Source organism: Pseudomonas sp. Irchel s3h14, from assembly GCF_900187425.1.
GTDB lineage: Bacteria > Pseudomonadota > Gammaproteobacteria > Pseudomonadales > Pseudomonadaceae > Aquipseudomonas.
Window position 1 is genome coordinate 1 of record NZ_FYDJ01000010.1, and the last position, 19419, is coordinate 19419.

At 58.2% G+C, this 19419-nt stretch carries 15 protein-coding genes; 3 read left to right on the plus strand and 12 right to left on the minus strand.

The genetic code is table 11. The features are described from left to right. Window positions 1-200 precede the first annotated feature (200 nt). The 5 genes from CKW16_RS19260 to CKW16_RS19280 all read right to left on the minus strand — a co-directional run bounded on the left by CKW16_RS19260 (window position 201) and on the right by CKW16_RS19280 (window position 4758). The gene (locus CKW16_RS19260) at window positions 201-659 is read right to left on the minus strand and encodes a transposase (protein ID WP_095129785.1); all 459 of its coding nucleotides are present in this window, start codon (window positions 657-659) and stop codon (window positions 201-203) included. Window positions 660-970: 311 nt separating this feature from the next. Next, window positions 971-2056 (minus strand): polyamine ABC transporter substrate-binding protein, encoded by a 1086-nt coding sequence (locus tag CKW16_RS19265; protein WP_095129787.1) that lies wholly within the window; start codon window positions 2054-2056, stop codon window positions 971-973. Window positions 2057-2103: 47 nt separating this feature from the next. Further along, complete coding sequence (locus tag CKW16_RS19270) at window positions 2104-2445, minus strand: cupin domain-containing protein (protein WP_095129789.1); 342 nt, start codon at window positions 2443-2445, stop codon at window positions 2104-2106. 43 nt (window positions 2446-2488) lie between these two features. Then, on the minus strand, window positions 2489-3892 hold the full coding sequence (locus CKW16_RS19275) for an FAD-binding oxidoreductase (protein ID WP_095129791.1): 1404 nt from the start codon (window positions 3890-3892) through the stop codon (window positions 2489-2491). 50 nt (window positions 3893-3942) lie between these two features. Then, on the minus strand, window positions 3943-4758 hold the full coding sequence (locus tag CKW16_RS19280; RefSeq protein ID WP_095129793.1) for an AraC family transcriptional regulator: 816 nt from the start codon (window positions 4756-4758) through the stop codon (window positions 3943-3945). A 263-nt stretch (window positions 4759-5021) separates the two neighbouring features. Here CKW16_RS19280 and CKW16_RS19285 point away from each other — a divergent pair, with 263 nt between their 5' ends. Then, complete coding sequence (locus CKW16_RS19285; protein ID WP_008156356.1) at window positions 5022-5294, plus strand: DUF1652 domain-containing protein; 273 nt, start codon at window positions 5022-5024, stop codon at window positions 5292-5294. A gap of 66 nt (window positions 5295-5360) precedes the next feature. Here CKW16_RS19285 and CKW16_RS19290 read toward each other — a convergent pair whose 3' ends face one another. Further along, window positions 5361-7835 carry a UvrD-helicase domain-containing protein gene (locus tag CKW16_RS19290; RefSeq protein ID WP_095129795.1) on the minus strand — a complete coding sequence of 825 codons (2475 nt, stop codon included), beginning with the start codon at window positions 7833-7835 and terminating at the stop codon, window positions 5361-5363. Between the two features lie 279 nt (window positions 7836-8114). On the opposite strand from CKW16_RS19290, the gene CKW16_RS19295 reads away from it, so the two are divergent. Then, on the plus strand, window positions 8115-8810 hold the full coding sequence (locus CKW16_RS19295) for a pirin family protein (protein WP_095130051.1): 696 nt from the start codon (window positions 8115-8117) through the stop codon (window positions 8808-8810). 183 nt (window positions 8811-8993) lie between these two features. Here CKW16_RS19295 and pgm read toward each other — a convergent pair whose 3' ends face one another. From pgm to CKW16_RS19315, 4 genes are all read right to left on the minus strand, one after another. After that, window positions 8994-10640, minus strand: coding sequence for a phosphoglucomutase (alpha-D-glucose-1,6-bisphosphate-dependent) (gene pgm, locus CKW16_RS19300; protein WP_095129797.1), 1647 nt, complete (start codon window positions 10638-10640; stop codon window positions 8994-8996). 110 nt (window positions 10641-10750) lie between these two features. Beyond that, the gene (locus CKW16_RS19305; protein ID WP_095129799.1) at window positions 10751-12151 is read right to left on the minus strand and encodes a PLP-dependent aminotransferase family protein; all 1401 of its coding nucleotides are present in this window, start codon (window positions 12149-12151) and stop codon (window positions 10751-10753) included. Window positions 12152-12218: 67 nt separating this feature from the next. After that, a complete protein-coding gene (locus CKW16_RS19310) occupies window positions 12219-13709 on the minus strand; it encodes a hypothetical protein (protein WP_095129801.1) in 1491 nt (496 codons plus the stop codon). 578 nt (window positions 13710-14287) lie between these two features. Next, a complete protein-coding gene (locus CKW16_RS19315) occupies window positions 14288-15310 on the minus strand; it encodes a zinc-dependent alcohol dehydrogenase family protein (RefSeq protein WP_056743735.1) in 1023 nt (340 codons plus the stop codon). A gap of 268 nt (window positions 15311-15578) precedes the next feature. Here CKW16_RS19315 and CKW16_RS19320 point away from each other — a divergent pair, with 268 nt between their 5' ends. Continuing rightward, window positions 15579-16493: a LysR family transcriptional regulator gene (locus tag CKW16_RS19320; protein ID WP_095129803.1), complete on the plus strand. Its 915-nt coding sequence runs from the start codon at window positions 15579-15581 to the stop codon at window positions 16491-16493. 183 nt (window positions 16494-16676) lie between these two features. On the opposite strand, the gene CKW16_RS19325 is transcribed toward CKW16_RS19320, so the two are convergent. Both CKW16_RS19325 and CKW16_RS19330 read right to left on the minus strand, forming a co-directional pair. Beyond that, window positions 16677-17054, minus strand: a complete 378-nt coding sequence (locus tag CKW16_RS19325; protein WP_095129805.1) for a fe2+ zn2+ uptake regulation protein — start codon at window positions 17052-17054, stop codon at window positions 16677-16679. A gap of 70 nt (window positions 17055-17124) precedes the next feature. Beyond that, window positions 17125-19365: a TonB-dependent siderophore receptor gene (locus CKW16_RS19330; RefSeq protein WP_095129807.1), complete on the minus strand. Its 2241-nt coding sequence runs from the start codon at window positions 19363-19365 to the stop codon at window positions 17125-17127. Window positions 19366-19419: the final 54 nt, after the last annotated feature.

Genomic DNA, 19419 nt, shown 5'->3' on the forward strand with positions numbered 1-19419 from the left:
CGGCAGAAGACAAGGATTGATCAATCGAAGTATGCTTTTTCATGGACTCGCCCTCGCTGTCGTTGGCTGTTTAGACTGCCACCGTGGCGCATTGACGCCTCGGCGTGGGCGAGTCCATTCAATTACAAGGATTGCTGTGTATGCGAAACCTGTAGCAGCTGCCGAAGGCTGCGTTCGGCTGCGAAGCAGCCGCCAAACAATCACAACCAACATGCATCCCAAAGTGGGTAGTCATGAACCCGCGTCACCAGTCCCGCTCGGATCGGATTAGCCACGACATACCGGGCAAGCGCCTTCACATCCTCCTCCCGCCGAACCGCACGATCGTGATAGCCCTTCTGCCACAGCCGCCCTCGCCGCCCTAACGCCTGATTGACCGCCAAGCTACTCCGGGATTTGATTCGGCACATCAGCTCCGCCAACGTTCTCTCGTGCAGTTGCACCAAACAGTGCATGTGATCCGGCATCACAACCCACGTCAGAAAGTCGCCCCAGCCCTCCTCCTGCGCTTGACGCAACTCTCGTACGACCAACCTACCCAATTGCCAATCAGCAAAAAACGGCTGTCGCTGATCAACGACAACCGTTAGCAAATAAATGCGCCCTGACTCAGAAAAGCGACCAACGCGTAGCTGACCCGCATTTGTACAAACAGGCATTCCATTGCCTCCTGATCCATCGAAAGGAGACCTGGAATCTACAGCGTTACCAGCCAGCCCGACTGGCCGCAATGACTACAAAATACGAAGCCTCAACTCCCTAATGCCGATCAGTTAAGCCAAAACGCGATCCGTAGCAGCTGGCGAAGCCTGCGTTCGGCTGCGCAGCAGTCGTAAAATCAGCAACTGCGGTGCGTCAGGCGGACCGCGATAGCTGGATTCACGACTGCTGCGCAGCCGAACGCAGCCTTCGGCAGCTGCTACACGGAAGTGCGTCGCAGCTGAAACTGCTTAACTGATTGGCATTACCCTCAGCTCCCGGTACGAATCTTGTTCCACACCCGCGTACGGACCCGGTCGATGTTCAGCGGCATCGCCTCCAGCGCAAACAATTTCCCCATCATGTCCGGGCTCGGGTAGACCTTGGTGTCATTCTTGATCGCCGGGTCGATCAGGCTGTCGGCCTGTTCGTTGCCATTGGCGTAGTGCACGTAGTTGCTGATGCTGGCCATGACGTCCGGGCGCAGCAGATAGTTCATGAAGGCATAGCCGGCCTTTTCGTCCGGGGCGTCTACCGGCATGGCGACCATGTCGAACCAGATCGCGGCGCCTTCCTTGGGAATCGAATAGCCGATGTCGATGCCGTTCTTGGCTTCTTTCGCGCGATTTTCGGCTTGCAGAATGTCACCGGAGAAGCCGACAGCCACGCAGATGTCGCCGTTGGCCAGGTCGCTGGTGTACTTGGACGAGTGGAAATAGCTGACATACGGGCGGACTTTCATCAGCAGCGCTTCAGCCTTTTTGTAGTCTTCCGGGTTCTTGCTGTGATGCGGCAGGCCCAGGTAGTTCAGGGCCGCCGGCAACAGTTCGGGGCCGTTGTCGAGGATGGCCACGCCGCACTTCTGCAGCTTTTGCATGTTCTCGGGTTTGAAAATCAGGTCCCAGGAGTCCACTGGCGCGTCATCACCCAACACCGCCTTGACCTTGGCGATGTTGTAACCGATGCCGGTGCTGCCCCAGAGGTACGGGAAGCCGTGTTCGTTGCCCGGATCGTTGGTTTGCAACGCCTTGAGCAACGCCGGGTTGAGGTTTTTCCAGTTCGGCAGTTGGCTCTTGTCGAGTTTCTTCAACGCCACGCCTTGAATCTGCCGAGCCATGAAGTGGTTGGACGGAAACACCACGTCGTAACCGGATTTGCCGGTCATCAATTTGCCGTCGAGGGTTTCATTGCTGTCGAAGACGTCGTAACTGAACGCGATGCCGGTTTCTTTCTGGAAGTTTTTAGTCGTGTCCGGGGCGATGTATTCCGACCAGTTGTAGATCTTGACGATTTCGGCCGCGTGACCGAGGGTCGCGAAGAGCGCAAGTGGAGCCAGAGTCAGTGTCTTTCGGATCATGAGTCGATTCCTGATGGGTTTATTGTTGTTGGCAGGCAATCAGAGGATCAAAAAATCAAAACGTAGGTCTTGCGCACGGTTTCCTGGATATCCCAGATGCCGAGGCTGTTGGCTGGCAACATCAGTGCATCGCCGGCTTCTATGTGCAGGGTTTCACCGTCATCCGGAGTAAACGTGCAGCGCCCCTGGATGAAGTGACAGAACTCCTGGGCGACGATCTGCCGCCGCCAGCGGCCGGGCGTGCATTCCCAGACGCCGGTTTCGACGCCATCGTCGCGTTCAACGCTGGTGGTCGAGGCCAACGCCACGGGCATACCCAGCGGCACAGCGACCGGATTCGACTCTTCCAGCTTCAGGGTTGCGGTGTTCTTGAATTGCGTGATGCTCATGGGAGTACCTGTCGATTGAGCCTATAGATGAAGAGCGCGCTGTTTAATGCATGAAGCCTTCCATGAAGCCGGCAATGCCGCTGGCCAGTTTGCGACGCCAGGGTGCGGAGGCCGGGTTGGCCAGGGTCTGGTCTTCGTGGACGAAGCTGCGGATGATTGCGTTGTAGCCGAGCCAACGGCACGGCTCCGGCTCCCAGGCCCTGAGCGCGTCGAGCCCGCCATGGATGACCCACGGCTGGCGAACCAGCTCGGTGTCGCGCTGCAGAATCAGGTCGGCCAGAGTCCGGCCGCCCAGGTTGCTGGCACCGACGCCCTCCCCGCCATAGCCACCCGACAAGGCGATGCCACTGGCCTGATCGCACAGCACGTGCGGCTTGAAACGCCGGGACATCCCCAGATTGCCGCCCCAGGCATGGGTAATCCGCACGTTCTTGAGCTGCGGGAAGAGTTCGCCAAACAGATAACGTCGCAGCTCCACTTCGCTGGTGGTCAAGTCGAAGTCATGGCGTAACTTGGCAGCGAACTGATAACCGCCCCGCGCGCCGAACACCAACCGGTTGTCAGCCGTGCGCTGGCCGTAAGTGACCTGGCGACTGTTTTCGCTGAAGGCCTGGCCGCGACTCAGGCCGATTTCATCCCACGTGGCAGCGGATAACGGCTCGGTGGCCACGATCAAGCTTTGCACCGGCAGCTGATAGCGCCCCAAGGGTGGCAAGGTGACCGAGTAACCTTCGACCGCCGGCACGATCCAACGGCTGCGAACCGAGGCTTTCGCCGTACGCAGGCCACCCGATTGCCACTGGATGACCGGGCTGTTCTCGTAGATCCTGACGCCCATTTTCTCCACCGTCCGAGCCAGACCTCGCACCAACTTTGCCGGGTGAATGGTCGCGACGTGCGGTGCATAGATACCGCCATAAGGTTTGGCGACTCTGATCTGTTGCGCCAACTGCTCGGGGCTGAGCCAGCGGTAATCGCTTTCGGTCAAACCCTGGCTGTAGAGCGTGTCGAGAAAATGCCGAAGGCTGGCTTCCTGTTCCGGATAGCGTGCAGCGCAATACAGCGCCCCGCCTTTGCGGTAATCACAGTCGATGTCTTCACGTTCAAGGACAATCCCGACTTCATCCGGAATGCCGTGCAGCAAATCGAACGAAGCCCGGCGCTGTTCGGGTGGCAAGTCGGCGAGCAGGCGGTCTTCGCCCAGCACATTGCCCATCAGCCAGCCACCGTTACGCCCCGAGGCGCCAAAACCGGCGGTTTGCGCTTCAACGATGGCGATATTCAGGTCAGGCGCCAGGCGCTTGAGGTAGTACGCGGTCCAGAGCCCGGTATACCCCGCGCCAATGATGGCGACGTCGACGTCCAGATCCTGTTCCAATGCCGGACGCGCCAATAATGGCTCGTCGAGTTGATCCATCCACAAACTGATAGTGCGCCACGCCGACATGCAAGACTCCGCCACTCAAACTTCGATGGCGTCGATCCTAGTGCGTGGACTTAGAGGCTGTCTTGCGCGCGTGCACGCAAAGAAATTTGTTTTACGTAGGCCTTGGGCGACTGACCGGTGTGCTGGCGGAAGCAGCTATAGAACGCCGACAGCGAATTGAACCCGGCGGCAAACGCCAGTTCGTCGATACGCAGTGGCGGCGTGGCGTTATCCAGTGCCGCGAGCAAATGCTGCAGCCGCGCCTGGTTGACGTATCGATAGAAGCTCTGGCCAAGCACCTGATTCAGCAGATAGGAAATCTGATTGCGGCTGTACCCGCACTCCTTCGCCACCCGTTGCAGGTCGAGTTCGGGATCGAGGTAAGGTTGTTGGCGCTGAAAATACTGCAGCAAGTCTTCAGCCATGAAGCTCAGCTGGCGTGCAGACAGCCCGAGTCGACTGACCGCCGGACGTTGGCTGCTGGTGACCTTGCTGGAGGGCTGTTCATGCACCAGCGAGGCATATTCGTTGACCCGCCAGATCAGTCCGTCACGCACGGTAATCGCCTCGCTGGCCCGGAACGACACCAGGCCTTCACCGCCGCGAAGGGTGATGCGGTACTGAATGAACGCCGTGTTGCCGTCCAGACGAATACGGTCCGAGTGCTCCAGGGCTTCATCGGGATCGCGGGGCATGCTGCTGCGCACGTATTCACGTAATTCGGACAGCCCCATCACACGGTTCTGGAAAAAATCGCTGTACTGAATCTCTGGGTGATAGAGCGCCATCACCCCGTCCAGGTCCCGGTGTTTCCAGCGCAAGTGATAACGCATCACCGTGTCGCCCGTGGCCTGGGTTTGCAGCGGGCCATCATCATCGGCGTGCATAAAGGACTCGGCGAGAAAATGCCGAGCTTGCCGAAATTCCGTCTCGGCTTCAATGACCAACCAGTGGTTGCCAACTGCCGAATACCGACCGTTCCCATGACCTGCATCAAAAAAACTGAACCAATCGCTAAACGGCCTGAAAAATCCACATTGTTTTCACATTTGGCTGCTACTTTTAAAGGCAGTCACCGGTTGAGCCATTGAAGGCTCTTCCCTCCTAACATGAGCTAAAGGAAGCGCTCGATGAATGAGGCGGGCTGCATATGAATAAAGGGTTCAGTAAAGTCACCTTTCCAAACGCCTGCCAGCTGATGCGCTGGCATTTTCATCCCATGGGTTTCGAGGCGAGCATGGATGCGCCGGGCAGCATGATTGCCCGTCTATTTGACCGTGCCAGTGGCGAGACCATGATCGCCATCGCCGGCATTCCTTGCGCGACAGTAATGAATGCTGCGGATGTAGAACGAATAATCGAAGCGGTGGAAGACGAGCTTGAGGCTTTCATTCCGCCAGCCGCCCTCAGGAGCTATGCCTGAAGGCTGAACTTTCAACAACAAGCCCACGTTAAGTGGGCTTTTTTGTGTGCGAAGATTCTTTACGGTTCACGCCGATGTCTTGCCCTGTCGGTGATCGGCAAAGAACGCCTTGCCCTTGCCGATCCGATCGGAAGCTTTAGGCAGGTTGGCCGCCTGGTTGTCTTGCCCATCGACATACCAATAACAATGACTCACCGCCCGAGTGATGCCGACGTAAGCCAGCCGCAGGATCTCGTCTTTCTGTGCGCTGTCGTACGCTTCGCTGTCGCCAGCCTTGCCCAGACGGGCCATGCGATAGACCTGGTTCTTGTACGGAGAACTGGTCAGGTGCTGACAATCACCCAGCAGGAACACGGCGTCAGCCTGAAGTCCCTTGGCGCTGTGATAAGTCAGTTGTTTGAGCCGTCGTGCTTCGTACGGCAAGCTAGAATCTACATTAACTACAGACTGAATATGTTCTTCTATCAATGACTTATCACTGCTTTTTCGATAAAGCATCAAGATTGAATCGCCCTTTCTGTAGTGCTCCATCAGGCGCTTGGCCATGCCTTGATCGTCGCGATCGAGAACGTTAACCGGCAACAACGCCTTCGGTTCGCCACTGGCCTTGGCCTTCTTGCCTGCGATCGCCGGCGCCGCACGAACGATGTGTTCGGCCGCATCGATAATGTGCTGATGGCTGCGGTAGTTGTCGCTCAGCATCACCTTGGTCGTGCTCGGCGAAGGGAATTCCTTGTTGAATTCCATGAAATACGTCGGCGAACTGCCCCGCCAGCCATAAATCGATTGCCAGTCATCGCCGACACAGAGCAAGGACGAACGTTGTGCGCCGCGCCCCACGTGCATGGCCGGGCCGCGACTGCGGATTTCCGTGAGGCTCGCACGAATCCAGGAAACGATCTGCGGTGATACGTCCTGAAATTCGTCGATCATCAAGTGCGACATCGGCCTGAGCAGCTCATCACTCAGCAGCTTCAGGTTTTCCGGTGAATGTTCGCTGAACAAGGCAAACATCCGGTTGTAGGTCATCACCGGGGGTTTCTGATCGAGCAGATGATCTTCCAGCGCTCGCCAGTACAGGCTCAAGGCCTCGAAGAAAAACCGGTCCGGGTCGTCCTTGGCGAAACTCATCTGGCCCACGGCAGTGGGTACATCCAGGCTGAGGTTCTCGATAAACCCCGCCGCAGCGACAAAACAGTCCAGTAACGGCGCAGAGCTGAGTTCGCCCTTGACCTTGTAATCGAAGCCCGGCCCAGCACTCGCATCGCCTCCAAGAGACGCCAATACACGCTTTGATGACTCGTAACTATCCAGCCATATCAATGGCTTACGACAGAAAGCTTGAAACAGGGTGCGCTTGACCGCCCATTCCGCGCGCACGCTCAATTTGGCATTGGGGCGGCTGACCTGCGGGTTTTCCCGGGGATCGAACCCCAGCACCACCCAAGCGTCCAGGCTAGGAATATAGCCATGACAATGAAATGTTGAGCCGTTGATATCAAACGTCTGGCGCTTCGGCTCGATGCCTTTGATTGGCCAGGCACCCGCGCGAAACCACAGATCTTCGATAGCGTCGCAGAGCTCTTCGTCACGTTTGGCGGCCAGTTCGGTCACGGCCATGCGCTTTTGCACGTCAGGATGATCGCGCTCCAGCTCCTTGAGTTGCAGCGCGTGACGGGACAATGGCTTGATCAATTCGCGAAAGCGCTCATTGCGCGTGTGCAGGCTGTGATAGCAAGCGTTGAGTTGCTGGCGCTGGGCGTCGTTGATGCGCAAGTCGAAAGGATTGCTGTCGACCTCCTCATCGCCGCTTTGCGCACGGTGACTGAGGTTTTCGAAGGCTTGCAGCCGCTCGAAGCCCGGCAGGCTGCGAACCATTGGCAGGATTCGCGAATGGAAGGTGCGTACCAGATCACGCGCCTCCTTGAAACTGAGCGCCCGGCCCCAGAGTGCAAACAGCTCGATCAGTTTGTTGATGAAGTCTTTGCGCGATTCACGGGTAAAGGTCACCACCGTCATCGAACTCAGCTCGAACCCCAGATAATGGGTCAGCAGCAAAATACGCAACACCAACGTGGTCGATTTGCCCGCCCCCGCGCCGGCAATCACCGAGGTCGAGGGCGTGTCGCTGAAGATCATTTTCCACTGCGCGGCGCTGGGCTGGGCGTACGGTGGCAGCAGTCGAGCGACATCCGTCTTCATGCGCTTCTTCAACTCAGCGCTCAACGGCAGACGCCAATCGTCGAACAGATTGTCGTCAACGTTGGGCGGCCGGTGTTCGGTGGAGCGCGAGTCGCGGATCAACAATACCTGCCGGCCTTCTTCCAACCCTTCAAGTTTGCCTTCCTTATAGCCGTAATCCACCCCGGCACTGTGCCCACTGCGAAAGCCGTCTGCCTGGCCGTGCAGCCAGGATGCACGGTGTTGTGCGCGCAGACGCGTCAGGCCGTGACCAAAGAACCGGGCGGCCAGACGCTTGAGCAGCGGCATCTCGGCCAGGGGACGAAGTTCAGGAGGAAGATCGGGGGTGTGTTGCGGCACGCGGGCTGACTCCAGGGTGTGAGGCTGTTGGGGCTATGGTGTCTGCATTTGCCGTTCAGTTCTAGTGAAATGCTTACAGGTCATTGGCTTATGCGATGAAGTGAAGGTTGGGTGAGAATCTTTCGAGGTGATTTGATATCAAATTATTCGATTGTATTGAGGCATTTTTTACGCTTTTTATCGATTGGTGCCTGATAGATGATGCTCGCCATCAACCACCGGTTCGCGTTTCGTGGCTCAGGCGCTCTGCCCCATGACGAACCTTTTCAGGAGACGATCATGCTTGAACTCAGACCCTTCAACTCCCTGGGCGGCGCCAACCATGGCTGGTTGGATGCTCATCACCACTTTTCGTTCGCCGAGTACCATGACCCAAAACGCATGAACTGGGGCAACCTGCGGGTGTGGAACGACGACGTGATTGCCTCTGGCACCGGTTTCCCGAAACACCCGCACCGGGACATGGAGATCATCACTTATGTCCGTGAAGGCGCAATCACTCACGAAGACAACCTGGGCAACAAGGGTCGCACCGAAGCGGGCGACGTTCAGGTCATGAGCGCCGGCACCGGGATCGCCCACAGTGAATACAACCTGGAAGCGACCGAAACCAGGATCTTCCAGATCTGGATCATCCCGAACGAATCCGGTTTGGCACCGTCCTGGGGCGCCAAACCCTTTCCGAAAGGTCAGCGCGAAGGTTTCGTGACACTGGCAAGCGGCAAGGCCGGCGACGATCAAAGCCTGCGGATTCGAGCCGATGCGCGATTAGTGGCCGCGAACCTCAAGGCCGGTGAATCCGCCGAGTATCGCCTGGACAATGGCCGTCGCGCCTATCTGGTACCGGCTACCGGTGTCATTGAAGTCAATGGCTTGCGTGCACAAGCTCGAGACGGTATTGCAGTTGCCGATGAGCAAGTGTTGCGGGTGACCGCCATCGAAGACAGTGAAATCGTTCTGGTGGACCTGGCTTAATCGTCAAACGCAGGGCAAAAAAAGGGGCGACCGTCATGGCCGCCCCTTTTTTTGGCTGAAATCTCAGTGATAGTACCGACGCCTTCGCGGGCAAGCCTCGCTCCTACAAGGGTTATGTCGATCGCGACATCGCTGTCACCTCGATATTGTAGGAGCGAGGCTTGCCCGCGAAGAGGCCCTTATTCACTTCGAAGAAATAGCGCTATCCACCAGTGTTTGCGCTTCTGCCACCAATTGCTTGAGGTGTTCGTCACTGACGAAGCTTTCAGCGTAGATCTTGTAGATGTCTTCGGTGCCCGACGGACGCGCCGCGAACCAGCCGTTCTCGGTCATGACTTTCAGACCACCGATCGCCTGGTCGTTACCCGGTGCATGACTGAGGATGCTCTGGATCGCTTCGCCCGCCAGTTGGGTCGAGGTGACCTGGTCCGGCGACAATTTGCTCAGCAGTGCCTTCTGCTCAGGATTGGCCTTGGCATCGACGCGCACCGAGAATGGTTCGCCCAGTTCATCGGTCAAGGCGCGATAGGCCTGACTTGGGTCGCGGCCAGTGCGGGCGGTCATTTCTGCCGCCAGCAGTGCCGGGATCAAGCCGTCCTTGTCGGTGCACCAGACGCTGCCATCCTTGCGCAGGAACGAAGCACCGGCGCTTTCTTCTCCACCGAAGCCCAGAGAGCCGTCGAACAGGCCGTCAGCAAACCACTTGAAGCCGACCGGTACTTCGTACAGGCGACGACCCAAACGTTTTGCCACGCGATCGATCAAGCCGCTGCTGACCACGGTTTTACCCACGGCTGCATCAGCGCGCCATTGCGGGCGGTTCTGGAACAGATAGTCGATCGTTACAGCGAGGTAGTTGTTCGGCGCGAGCAAACCACCGGACGGGGTCACGATGCCATGACGATCGTGGTCCGGGTCGCACGCGAATGCTACGTCGAAACGCTCTTTCAGACCGATAAGGCCCTGCATGGCGTGAGTGGACGATGGGTCCATGCGGATCTGACCATCCCAGTCGACGGTCATGAAGCGGAAGGTCGGATCGACCTGTTTGTTGACCACTTCCAGGTCCAGACGGTAATGCTCGGCAATCGCAGACCAGTAGCGCACCCCGGCTCCGCCCAGCGGATCGACACCCAGACGCAGCTTGGCATCACGGATGGCGTCGAAGTCGATCACGTTGATCAGGTCGGCGACATAGGTATTGAGGTAATCGTGACGATGGGTCGTGCTGGCCTTCAGCGCCTGCTCGTAGCTGATGCGTTTTACTCCGGCGAGCTTGTTGCTCAGCAGTTCGTTGGCCTTGGCTTCGATCCACTTGGTGATGTGGGTATCGGCCGGGCCACCGTTGGTAGGGTTGTATTTGTAGCCACCGCTTTGCGGCGGATTGTGCGACGGCGTAATGACGATGCCGTCCGCCAGGCCCGACGTACGCCCGCGGTTGTAGCAAAGAATGGCATGGGAAATGGCCGGTGTCGGGGTGTATTCGTCACCTTCGGCGATCATTACCGTCACGCCGTTGGCGGCCAGCACTTCAAGGGCACTGGCGCCGGCCGGGGTGGACAGCGCGTGGGTGTCGATGCCGACGAACAGCGGGCCGTCAATGCCTTGGGCTTCGCGGTACAGGCAGATCGCCTGGCTGATCGCCAGAACGTGCCATTCGTTGAAACTCAAGTCGAACGAGCTGCCTCGGTGCCCGGACGTGCCGAAAGCTACGCGCTGGGTCGAAATGGCGGCATCGGGCTGGCCGGTGTAATAGGCCGTTACCAGTCGCGGGATGTCGACCAGCAGTTCTACCGGTGCCGGTTTGCCCGCAAAAGGACTGAGTGTCATGCATAACCTCTGAAGTCGAGTGGTTCAGGAATAGGAGCGCAGTTTACTGGCAGTTTGACCGCAGCGCGATGGGATCGATCCACGAGCACCAAGGATGTTTTGTGCCCCGTTCAATCGATCGACTCCAGACGCAAGGCGTCCCCTAACAAGCCCAGTGCCGCGGCAAGGTCGTGATCACCGCCGAAGGTGTGACTCAGGCGCAAGTGTTGAGTATGCAAGCCCTGCAGACTGAACAGCTCTCCCGGTGCGATCACCACCTGGTGCTTTAGCAGACGCTGGAACACCCGACGTACATCGACCTGGCGCAGCGAACGAACCCAGATCGTTGCTCCACCCTGAGGCTCGACGAAGTGCAAGGCATCTCCCAGACGCTCCTGCAACAGCTGCGTCATCTGCACCTTGCGGTCCTTGAGCATCCGCCGTAATACCTGAAGATGCTGATCGACACGTCCATTGCCGTACAAGCGAGCGATGGCTTTCTGGCGAATCGGTGACAAGCGGAACGAACGCAGCAGAAAGTACCGTTGCAGTTCAGCACTGAAATGCCGCGACAGCAGATAGCCGTATGGCGCCTCCGGTCCGATGATTTTCTCGAACGTGGAAAACACGATCAGCCGATCGGGGTCCAGCAAGTCGCGAAACCGCTGACCGTCCGGTTCGAATCCGAGTTCGCCGTAGCAGTCGTTTTCCAACACCCAACTGCCATGTCGTTCCAGCAACTGCGCGACGACTTGTCGGTTGTCGTCGGGTGCCAGGCTGCCCCGCGGCATGTTCAGCCCGGATGAAACCATCACCAGCCGCACCGGCTCGGTCTCCAGCAGCTCCTTGAGCCATTCGACGTCCAGGCCACCGCTGGATTGCACCGCCAGCTCGATCACTCGCACCTGCGCAGCCTGGAGTAACCGCAGAATCGCCCAGTCGCACGGCGACTCGACCAACACCGTGGCGTCCTTGAGATTCAACACAGCGATCAGTATTTCCAGAACGCCACGCAGGTCGGCGCCAATATAGACATCGTCGGCATGCCAGCAGCGCAGCGGCGAGGAGGTGTAGCGCGCTGCCAGGGCAATACGCAACTCCAGCTCGCCGCAAGGTTGCGATGTCGGTTGCGGCTGACGCGGATACTGGCGCAGCAGTTCTCGTTCCAGCAGTAACAACGGACTGTCGAGGGGTTGCAACAACGCCGGTTCATCGGCGCTCAAGACCAGCATTCCGGGACGTCTGGCGTTGACATAAACGGTTTCGAGCAGGTCGTTGCCACTGCTGAGCGTGCTGATGGAGGACACCGGTAACGCGTAATATCCGGACTTGGCCACCGAATAAACGCGCCCTTCCTTCTCCAGCAGCGAATAAGCGTACTGAATGGTCGAGATCGACACGCTCAGACGCTCCGCCAACTGTCGCAACGAAGGCAGACGGACTCGCGTGTCACTGACCGGTTCGTTGATCAGGTTAGTCAGATATCGGTACACCGCCTGATACGCGAAGTCAGTTTCTCGTGGCCCTTTCATGGGCGAGGGCCGAATGCCGTGTGAACGTCATCATGCATCGTCAGGAAATCTGTCAAACCACGCACTTTCAGCGCCCCGCTGACCATTCATCCGCCACCGCCGTGTCGTCGTCATAGTCGGATGCTTCGGCTTGCACACCCGCGCCGCCGAGTTCCGGGGCGCCTGCCCTACCCTCATCCGCAAACACCGGGCCCATGCGGTAAAGCTTGCCGATCAGGCTGACAGGCAACCCGCTGACGTCGGTCATCCATTGCAGAACCTGCTCCGGCACCGGATTGCCCTGCATTGCCCGGTGCAAATCAGGCATCGCCACGAGCATGCCGGGGTGGCACTGTCGCAGAAAACGCTCAAGCGCCGCGCCATTCTCGACGAAAGGTGAAAAGAGCAGGCACACCAGTTGAGCCTCGCTCAGGCCAAGGTTTTTTTGAGCCTCGGCCGCTGCCAGCACGCGCTGCTCGGCCAACGTCGCCGGATTGCCGAACGCCTCTACCGCTTGCTCACACAACCGTTCCGCCAGTTGTTTGCGCCGCATCATCACCAAGGCCCGTTGCAGGTATTCGGCGACACCCGTCTCGTAGCCGCGGTCGTGCACGAAGCACGACTGCAAACCCCGCATGTGTGCAGAGATAGAAAGGCTGACGTACTCGTTGTCGCTGAGCTGAGCCGCCAGTTCGTCAGGTTGAAAACCGAGAAACTCTGTGAGTAGCGGCCAACGCTCTTCCAGGTTGCTGACCAGCATGTCGTGAATGTCGATGTACGTGGTGCGACGACAGGCCTCAAATCGTTCGGCCGGACGCCACGCAACCTGGTCATGCTCAGCATAAAAAGCGCGGTAGCAGTCGCAGCCCAGTTCATCGAGCAGCGCGAAAAGCTCCTCGTAGCCGGTTTCGTGGTGGTTCGAGGTCTTGAGCCCGGCCTTGGCGGCAGCACGTTTCAACCCGTCGAGAAACTGCTTCTGCTGACGAGGCGAGTCACTGCTGATCAATGCATCGACACCGCTGTCCCAACGAGCTATTTGCCCATAGAACTCGCCGGTGGCCAGATACCCGTCGTCCCACAGATCAAGCGGCCCGTTCCAGGCGCGACGATGGCCCACCATCAAAAGATTGAGCCGATTGGACTCACGGCCGCCTTCGGAAATCGGCGTCAGGTGGTTGAACGGCAGGACTTCCCGGTTATCAACCATCAACACTTCGACCCGAGGATCGTCGTAGAGGAACAAGGCGCTGTAGCTGCGATGGATGTTTTCCAGGGCCGCAGGGCTTGCGTCGTTCAAGCGCAAGGATGCCACTCGCAACTGGAATGTCGCTGGCGCCCGGCCGGCGATACTCAGTTGTGCCGCGCGCAGCAGCGCCAGGGTGTAGCAACTGTCGCGGGAGCCGGACTGAATCGCCAAGACCCTGTAATCGCCAATACGCTCCATGCCCCCGGCGGCCACCACCAGTCGCTGAATCATCAGCTGCAATGCCGTGCGTTCGGCGCGCGAGAAGAAACTCAGCAATCGCTGCAGCACTTGCTGATAGACATAGTTCATCGCTTGGTCATGGATATTGGTCATCTTTATTTACCTGATGCTTGTAAGTTCGATATCGCGCCAACAACGACACGCATTGCGCAATGGGTTGCTTGCCACGATTGAAGTACTGGACGCTATTGCCAAATGCTAGCACTTAAGCTTTTAGTAATTATTTGAAATAACTAGAAGTCTCCCCTGCTCCCGCCAGAGACAGGTGGCCGCCAACCCCTGTAGAGCCGGCCTCTTGCGACTGCGAGCGACATCCTAGGAAATGTCCGACAGCGTCCCACAGACAATTAGCACAAGAAATAGAGAAAGAAGTCACCCATGTTTTTTTGGCAACTGCGCAACGACGAACTATTGGTCGGATATGTATTAACAGTGTGTATTGAAAAGTATCAACCTGATACCCAGCCATGACTCATTCCTTGAGATGAAAGTAATCATTCAATTATCAAGGCTTATATGATGATTAGAAGATACAGATTGAGAGCAAAAACCAGTTCAGTTGCTGAACTGACCCATTGATGGGGCAATGGGACGTCTCATTTTGGCAGGTGCTGAAAACAGAAGAGTCCGTGGGGGCACGGACTCTTGCAGAGGGGGCTTATTTGAAGGGCTTATGCAGGTTCAACCTGGAGGGCGACCCGTTCGCGGCATGGGCATTCGTCCATGTAGCGGTGTGCTTCGACAAACTCGGCAAACGGGAAGACCCGAGTCTTGAGCGGCAGCAGCACGCGGTCGGCGGTCATCTGGTTGATATCGCGCAAGGCGCGTTGCAGTGCGACCTGGTCCTGGATGATGCCCAGTTCAGGCTTGCCGGTGAAGTTGCCGATGCAGTGCACAAAGAACTGAATATTCTTCTGGAACGCTGCGCAGGCCGGGAACGGCGTCTGGTTGCCACCTTGCAGGCCGTACAGCACCAGGCTGCCGCGAGGTGCAAGCACATCGCCAAGCAACGACATCTGTGGACCGCCGAGACCGTCGAACACAACGTCCACGCCACGGTTGTCGGTGATCTTGTTGATCTGCATCAGCAGATCCTGCTCTTCGGTGACGATGACTTTCTCGGCACCCAGGGACAGCAGATTCTCACGCTCTTCCGCCGTCTTGGTCGCGGCAATGACCCGGATACCCAGCGCCTTGCCCAGTTGTACGAAGGACGGACCGGCACAGTGACTGGCGTCGGTCACCAGGGCGAATTGCCCGGGTTTGACCCGTGCCAGATCGACATAAGCGAAGTAAGCGATCAGCAGCGGCGTGTAATGCACACTGGCTTCGATCGGGCTGAGCACGTCCGGGTAACGGGTAAGTGCCGAGCGCGGCAGAACGATCTGTTCGCCGTAGACCGGATAATCGTTGGGGCTTTCAGCCGGGAAGCTGGCGACCTTGTCGCCGACTGCCAGATCATCGACGCCCTCGCCGACCGCCGTCACGACACCGGACATTTCATGGCCAAGGCCTGAAGGCAGACGAGCGTGGGACGAGGCCAGGTTCTGGCGCCAGAGAATGTCATACCAGCTGATGCCAATCGCCTCGACGCGCACCTGCACTTCGCCCGGCGCAGGGAGAGCGGCCGCATGCTCTTCGCATTTGAGCACCTCGGCTGGACCAAACTTGTGAAAACGGATCGTGCGGGACATCGCAAACCTCGTCAAAGAAACCTCTAATGCCCTGAACTCTATCTGGGCTTTCTACCCAAGACTATCAGTGGCTATTAATAGTCGACATGCCTGTCATTGATTCCGCAGCGCCGGTGACATCATCAAATGCCGTGAAAACCGAAGCAGCCTTTTCAGGAAAACTGAATTACTCGGTGCAGAGTAGCAGCCTTTCCCCGTAATATTCATGCCGGCCATTGTTCTCATATGGCCGCTCTCGTCAAGCTTGATGACTCTGCCAGGACTCCAGATGAATCGTAATGACCTGCGTCGTGTCGACCTGAACCTGTTGATCGTTTTCGAAACATTGATGCACGAACGCAGTGTGACCCGCGCTGCGGAGAAATTGTTCCTCGGCCAGCCGGCCATCAGTGCGGCGCTTTCGCGCCTGCGCGGGCTGTTCGATGATCCGTTGTTCGTGCGCACCGGCCGCAGCATGGAACCGTCCGCCCGGGCGGTGGAAATCTTCGCCCTGCTCTCTCCTGCACTGGATTCGATTTCCACTGCGGTCAGCCGCGCGGCGGAATTCGACCCGGCCACCAGCACCGCGGTGTTTCGCATCGGTCTGTCGGACGATGTCGAATTCGCCCTTCTGCCGATGCTGCTCAAGCGTCTGCGCGCGGAATCGCCGGGGATCGTCCTGGTGGTGCGTCGGGCCAACTATATTCTGATGCCGAATCTGCTGGCCTCGGGCGAAATTTCCATTGGCGTCAGCTACACCGCCGACCTGCCGGCCAACGCCAAGCGCAAAGTACTGCGCCGCAGCATGCCGAAGCTGTTGCGGGCCGACACGGTGCCGGGGCCGTTGAGCCTGGATGATTTCTGTGCACGGCCTCATGCGCTGGTGTCGTTCGCCGGCGACCTGAGCGGCTTTATAGATGAAGAACTGGAAAAGCTCGGACGCAAACGACATGTGGTACTCGCGGTGCCGCAGTTCAACGGGCTAAGCACCCTCATCAGCGGCACCGATATTGTCGCGACCGTGCCGGATTACACGGCTGAAGCGTTGACCGCGGCCGGCGGCGTGCGGGCTGAAGACCCGCCGTTGCCGGTGCGCAGTTTTGAATTGCACATGGCCTGGCGTGGGTCGCAGGATAACGATCCGGGCGAGCGTTGGTTAAGGTCGCGGATTCAGATGTTCTTCGGCGACCCTGAGAGTCTTTAAAGGGGATGGCATATGACTTTCATGGGTTCGCACCTTGAGCGGGCGATTAGGCTCAGGCATGACGACACATGTCGCGGGTGAATCATGACAAGTGTTGAAGCCCGTAAAAGCCTCGACACTTGTCACTGTTCAAACCTGGATCATTCGAGGGTCGCGACGAAAACAGCCAATCGAAAACACCTTTCAGCCATCCAGATGCTGCTTCAGCATCGCCCAGGCTTCGTCGGTGATACGGTAGCTCTTGTCGGCCTGAAGCAGGATCACTCCCTCGTCGCACAGGCGTTTAAGCACTTCGCGCACGCTGACAAATGTCATCCCGGCAGACAGCGACACCAGATAGGCATGAACCCCACGGACACCGACGGCACGCTCATCCAAAGTGGCGGCGACCAGCGCATTGAGGACCTTGAAGCGGATCAGACTGGCGCGCAGTCCATAGAAACGAAGCAATTCACGGATGTGTTCATTCGAGCTGCGATCACATACGAACGCCAGCTGATTGGTCGCTGTCCGAAACGGTGAAGGTGCGCTTACAGCCGCTGAGCCTGAGTTGTTCAACATGCGAATACTCCCTTTCCGAAATGTTCAGATGGGGTTGCTACATCTGCCGTAGCAACCCTTCCCGTCTTCATCAGAAGTCGACGGTGGCCGACAGCTGCAAGGTCCGCGGATAACCCGGGGAAAATGCGCCGTACGAAGCAACGCCCGACCAGTACTCACGATCAAACACGTTCTGTACGGTGGCGCGGAACGTCGTCGGCCGGCCTTCGATCTTGGTGGCATAACGCGCGCCGGCATCGAAGCGGGTCCAGGAACCCAGCTCCTGCGTATTGGCCTGATTGACGTATTGGCTGTCGGTGTAAATGGCACCACCGGTCAGAGTGAAGCCTTCAAGCCATGGTGTATCCCATTCGGCCCAGAGGTTGGCTTGCACGTCCGGCACACCCACCGGTTTGTTGCCGCGGTTGGCCGCCGTCGCCGAATCGGTCAACTCGCCGTCAAGCACAGTCACGCCCCCCATCAAGCGCGTGCCCGGCGCGACTTCGCCGAACATGCTCAACTCGATGCCGCGGTTGCGTTGTTCGGCCTGCACCGAGAACACGTTGCCGGCGCCGATTTCACCACTCGGCTTCTCGATCTGGAACAACGCCAGCGTGGCCATGAACGTACCGTGCTCATATTTGACGCCAAGTTCATGCTGCTTCGATTCGTACGGGGCAAACGTCTCACCGGCGTTGGCCGCCGTGCCTGGTGCGATGTCTCCTTTACTCAAGCCTTCAACATAATTGTAATAGAGCGAGACATCTTCCCAAGGCTTGACCACCACGCCGACCAGTGGAGTCGTGGCACTGTCGTTGTATTTCGAGCTGACCGAACCTGCGGCGTTGTAGTTGCGTGATTCGATGTCCTGGCGACGCACACCGAGGGTCAACTGAAAGCGGTCATCAAGCATGGACAACGTGTCAGTCACCGCGACGCCGGACAGATCCGATTCGGAAATACGCAGCACCTTCGGCGAGTTGATGAATTGCTTGGGCACATCGATCGGGTGGTAAATGTTCGAACGGATTTGGGTGCCGTTGTTGATCCCTCGGGACAGTTCATCCTGATACTGGGTCGCCATCACCGTGGTCGTGTGAGTGATCGGCCCTGTAGCGAACACGCCGCGGATGCCGACATCGGCCGTCGAACGATCGACGTTGAATTTGTAGTAACCGGGAATGTTGCTGGTATCGCCTGCCTCATTGAGGATTCTCGGCACCTGATCGGACATCCGCTTGACGTCTGACTTACCGCCCCCGGCATGGGCAAACACGGTGACCGAATCACTCAGGTCATATTCGCCGCCCAGCAATGCCGACTGCTCCTTCGTATCTGACCATCCCCAGTCCTGCGACAAGTTGGTGCGACCATTGGGCGCGGACGGGACGTCAATACCAGGTGCGACAGTGAATGGCCTCGACGGAGCATCGAAGCTTTCTTTCTGGCTGATGAAATCAAGATTCAAGCGCAAGCGCTCGCCGCGATAATCAAGCGCAATGGCACCGATACCCAAGTCTCGCTGCTGATCATCAACGGCAGTGTCCCCACCCCGCAGGTTGCCGTTGAAACGCAAGCCGAACTGATTTTCCTCGCCAAAACGACGGCTGACATCCAGATGACCGCCAACCTGGGAGTCCGAGGCGTAACTGGCGGTAAAACGGGTCAGGTCTTCGTCCAGCGGGCGTTTGGGAACGATATTGATCACACCGCCAACGCCACTGTTTGGCGAAATGCCGTACATCAGGGCACCCGGCCCTTTGAGCACTTCGACACGTTCGGCGTACTCGGTGAATACGCGGTAGTTGGGTGCCACGCCATACACGCCATCGAACGCCAGTTCGCCCAGATTGCCTTCACCGACCGGAAAGCCACGGATGAAAAACGAGTCGACGATGCCGCCCGTCTGACCGGTGGAGCGCACCGAAGGATCACGTTCCAGTGCATCGGCCACGGTCACCGTTTGCAGGTCAGCCAAGGTCTTGGCGGTGTAACTGGTCACGCTGAACGGGGTGTCCATCACGTCCTTGTTGCCCAGCATGCCCAGGCGGGCTCCGCGCGCAACCTGGCCACCGGCGAACGCTTCCGGCAATGAGGTCGCGCCGTTGTAGCGGGCGTTGATGTTGGTGGTGCCGAGGGTCAGCGTATCCGTGCCGTCATCGGTCGGCGTCGCAGCCGAAATGTTCGAGGTCTTGTCGGCAGCAACGGCTTGTTGCTCAGGGCTGGCGGCCCAGGCGTTGGCGCTTCCTGCGACCAAAACAAAATTCAGCATGGCGGTACGAATGGCGAGTGTTAACACGCGCTCACCGCAAGGACGACTGACAACAGGCATGACGTGAGGATCCTTTTCATCAAGGGAAAATGGTAATCACTCCTATTGCCAGTC

What these genes read in the sequence shown, in the direction of transcription:
- CKW16_RS19260 (WP_095129785.1), bottom strand. Translation starts at nt 659, where the DNA reads ATGCCTGTTTGTACAAATGCGGGTCAGCTACGCGTTGGTCGCTTTTCT.
- CKW16_RS19265 (WP_095129787.1), bottom strand. Translation starts at nt 2,056, where the DNA reads ATGATCCGAAAGACACTGACTCTGGCTCCACTTGCGCTCTTCGCGACC.
- CKW16_RS19270 (WP_095129789.1), bottom strand. Translation starts at nt 2,445, where the DNA reads ATGAGCATCACGCAATTCAAGAACACCGCAACCCTGAAGCTGGAAGAG.
- CKW16_RS19275 (WP_095129791.1), bottom strand. Translation starts at nt 3,892, where the DNA reads ATGTCGGCGTGGCGCACTATCAGTTTGTGGATGGATCAACTCGACGAG.
- CKW16_RS19280 (WP_095129793.1), bottom strand. Translation starts at nt 4,758, where the DNA reads ATGCACGCCGATGATGATGGCCCGCTGCAAACCCAGGCCACGGGCGAC.
- CKW16_RS19285 (WP_008156356.1), top strand. Translation starts at nt 5,022, where the DNA reads ATGAATAAAGGGTTCAGTAAAGTCACCTTTCCAAACGCCTGCCAGCTG.
- CKW16_RS19295 (WP_095130051.1), top strand. Translation starts at nt 8,115, where the DNA reads ATGCTTGAACTCAGACCCTTCAACTCCCTGGGCGGCGCCAACCATGGC.
- pgm (WP_095129797.1), bottom strand. Translation starts at nt 10,640, where the DNA reads ATGACACTCAGTCCTTTTGCGGGCAAACCGGCACCGGTAGAACTGCTG.
- CKW16_RS19305 (WP_095129799.1), bottom strand. Translation starts at nt 12,151, where the DNA reads ATGAAAGGGCCACGAGAAACTGACTTCGCGTATCAGGCGGTGTACCGA.
- CKW16_RS19310 (WP_095129801.1), bottom strand. Translation starts at nt 13,709, where the DNA reads ATGACCAATATCCATGACCAAGCGATGAACTATGTCTATCAGCAAGTG.
- CKW16_RS19315 (WP_056743735.1), bottom strand. Translation starts at nt 15,310, where the DNA reads ATGTCCCGCACGATCCGTTTTCACAAGTTTGGTCCAGCCGAGGTGCTC.
- CKW16_RS19320 (WP_095129803.1), top strand. Translation starts at nt 15,579, where the DNA reads ATGAATCGTAATGACCTGCGTCGTGTCGACCTGAACCTGTTGATCGTT.
- CKW16_RS19325 (WP_095129805.1), bottom strand. Translation starts at nt 17,054, where the DNA reads ATGTTGAACAACTCAGGCTCAGCGGCTGTAAGCGCACCTTCACCGTTT.
- CKW16_RS19330 (WP_095129807.1), bottom strand. Translation starts at nt 19,365, where the DNA reads ATGCCTGTTGTCAGTCGTCCTTGCGGTGAGCGCGTGTTAACACTCGCC.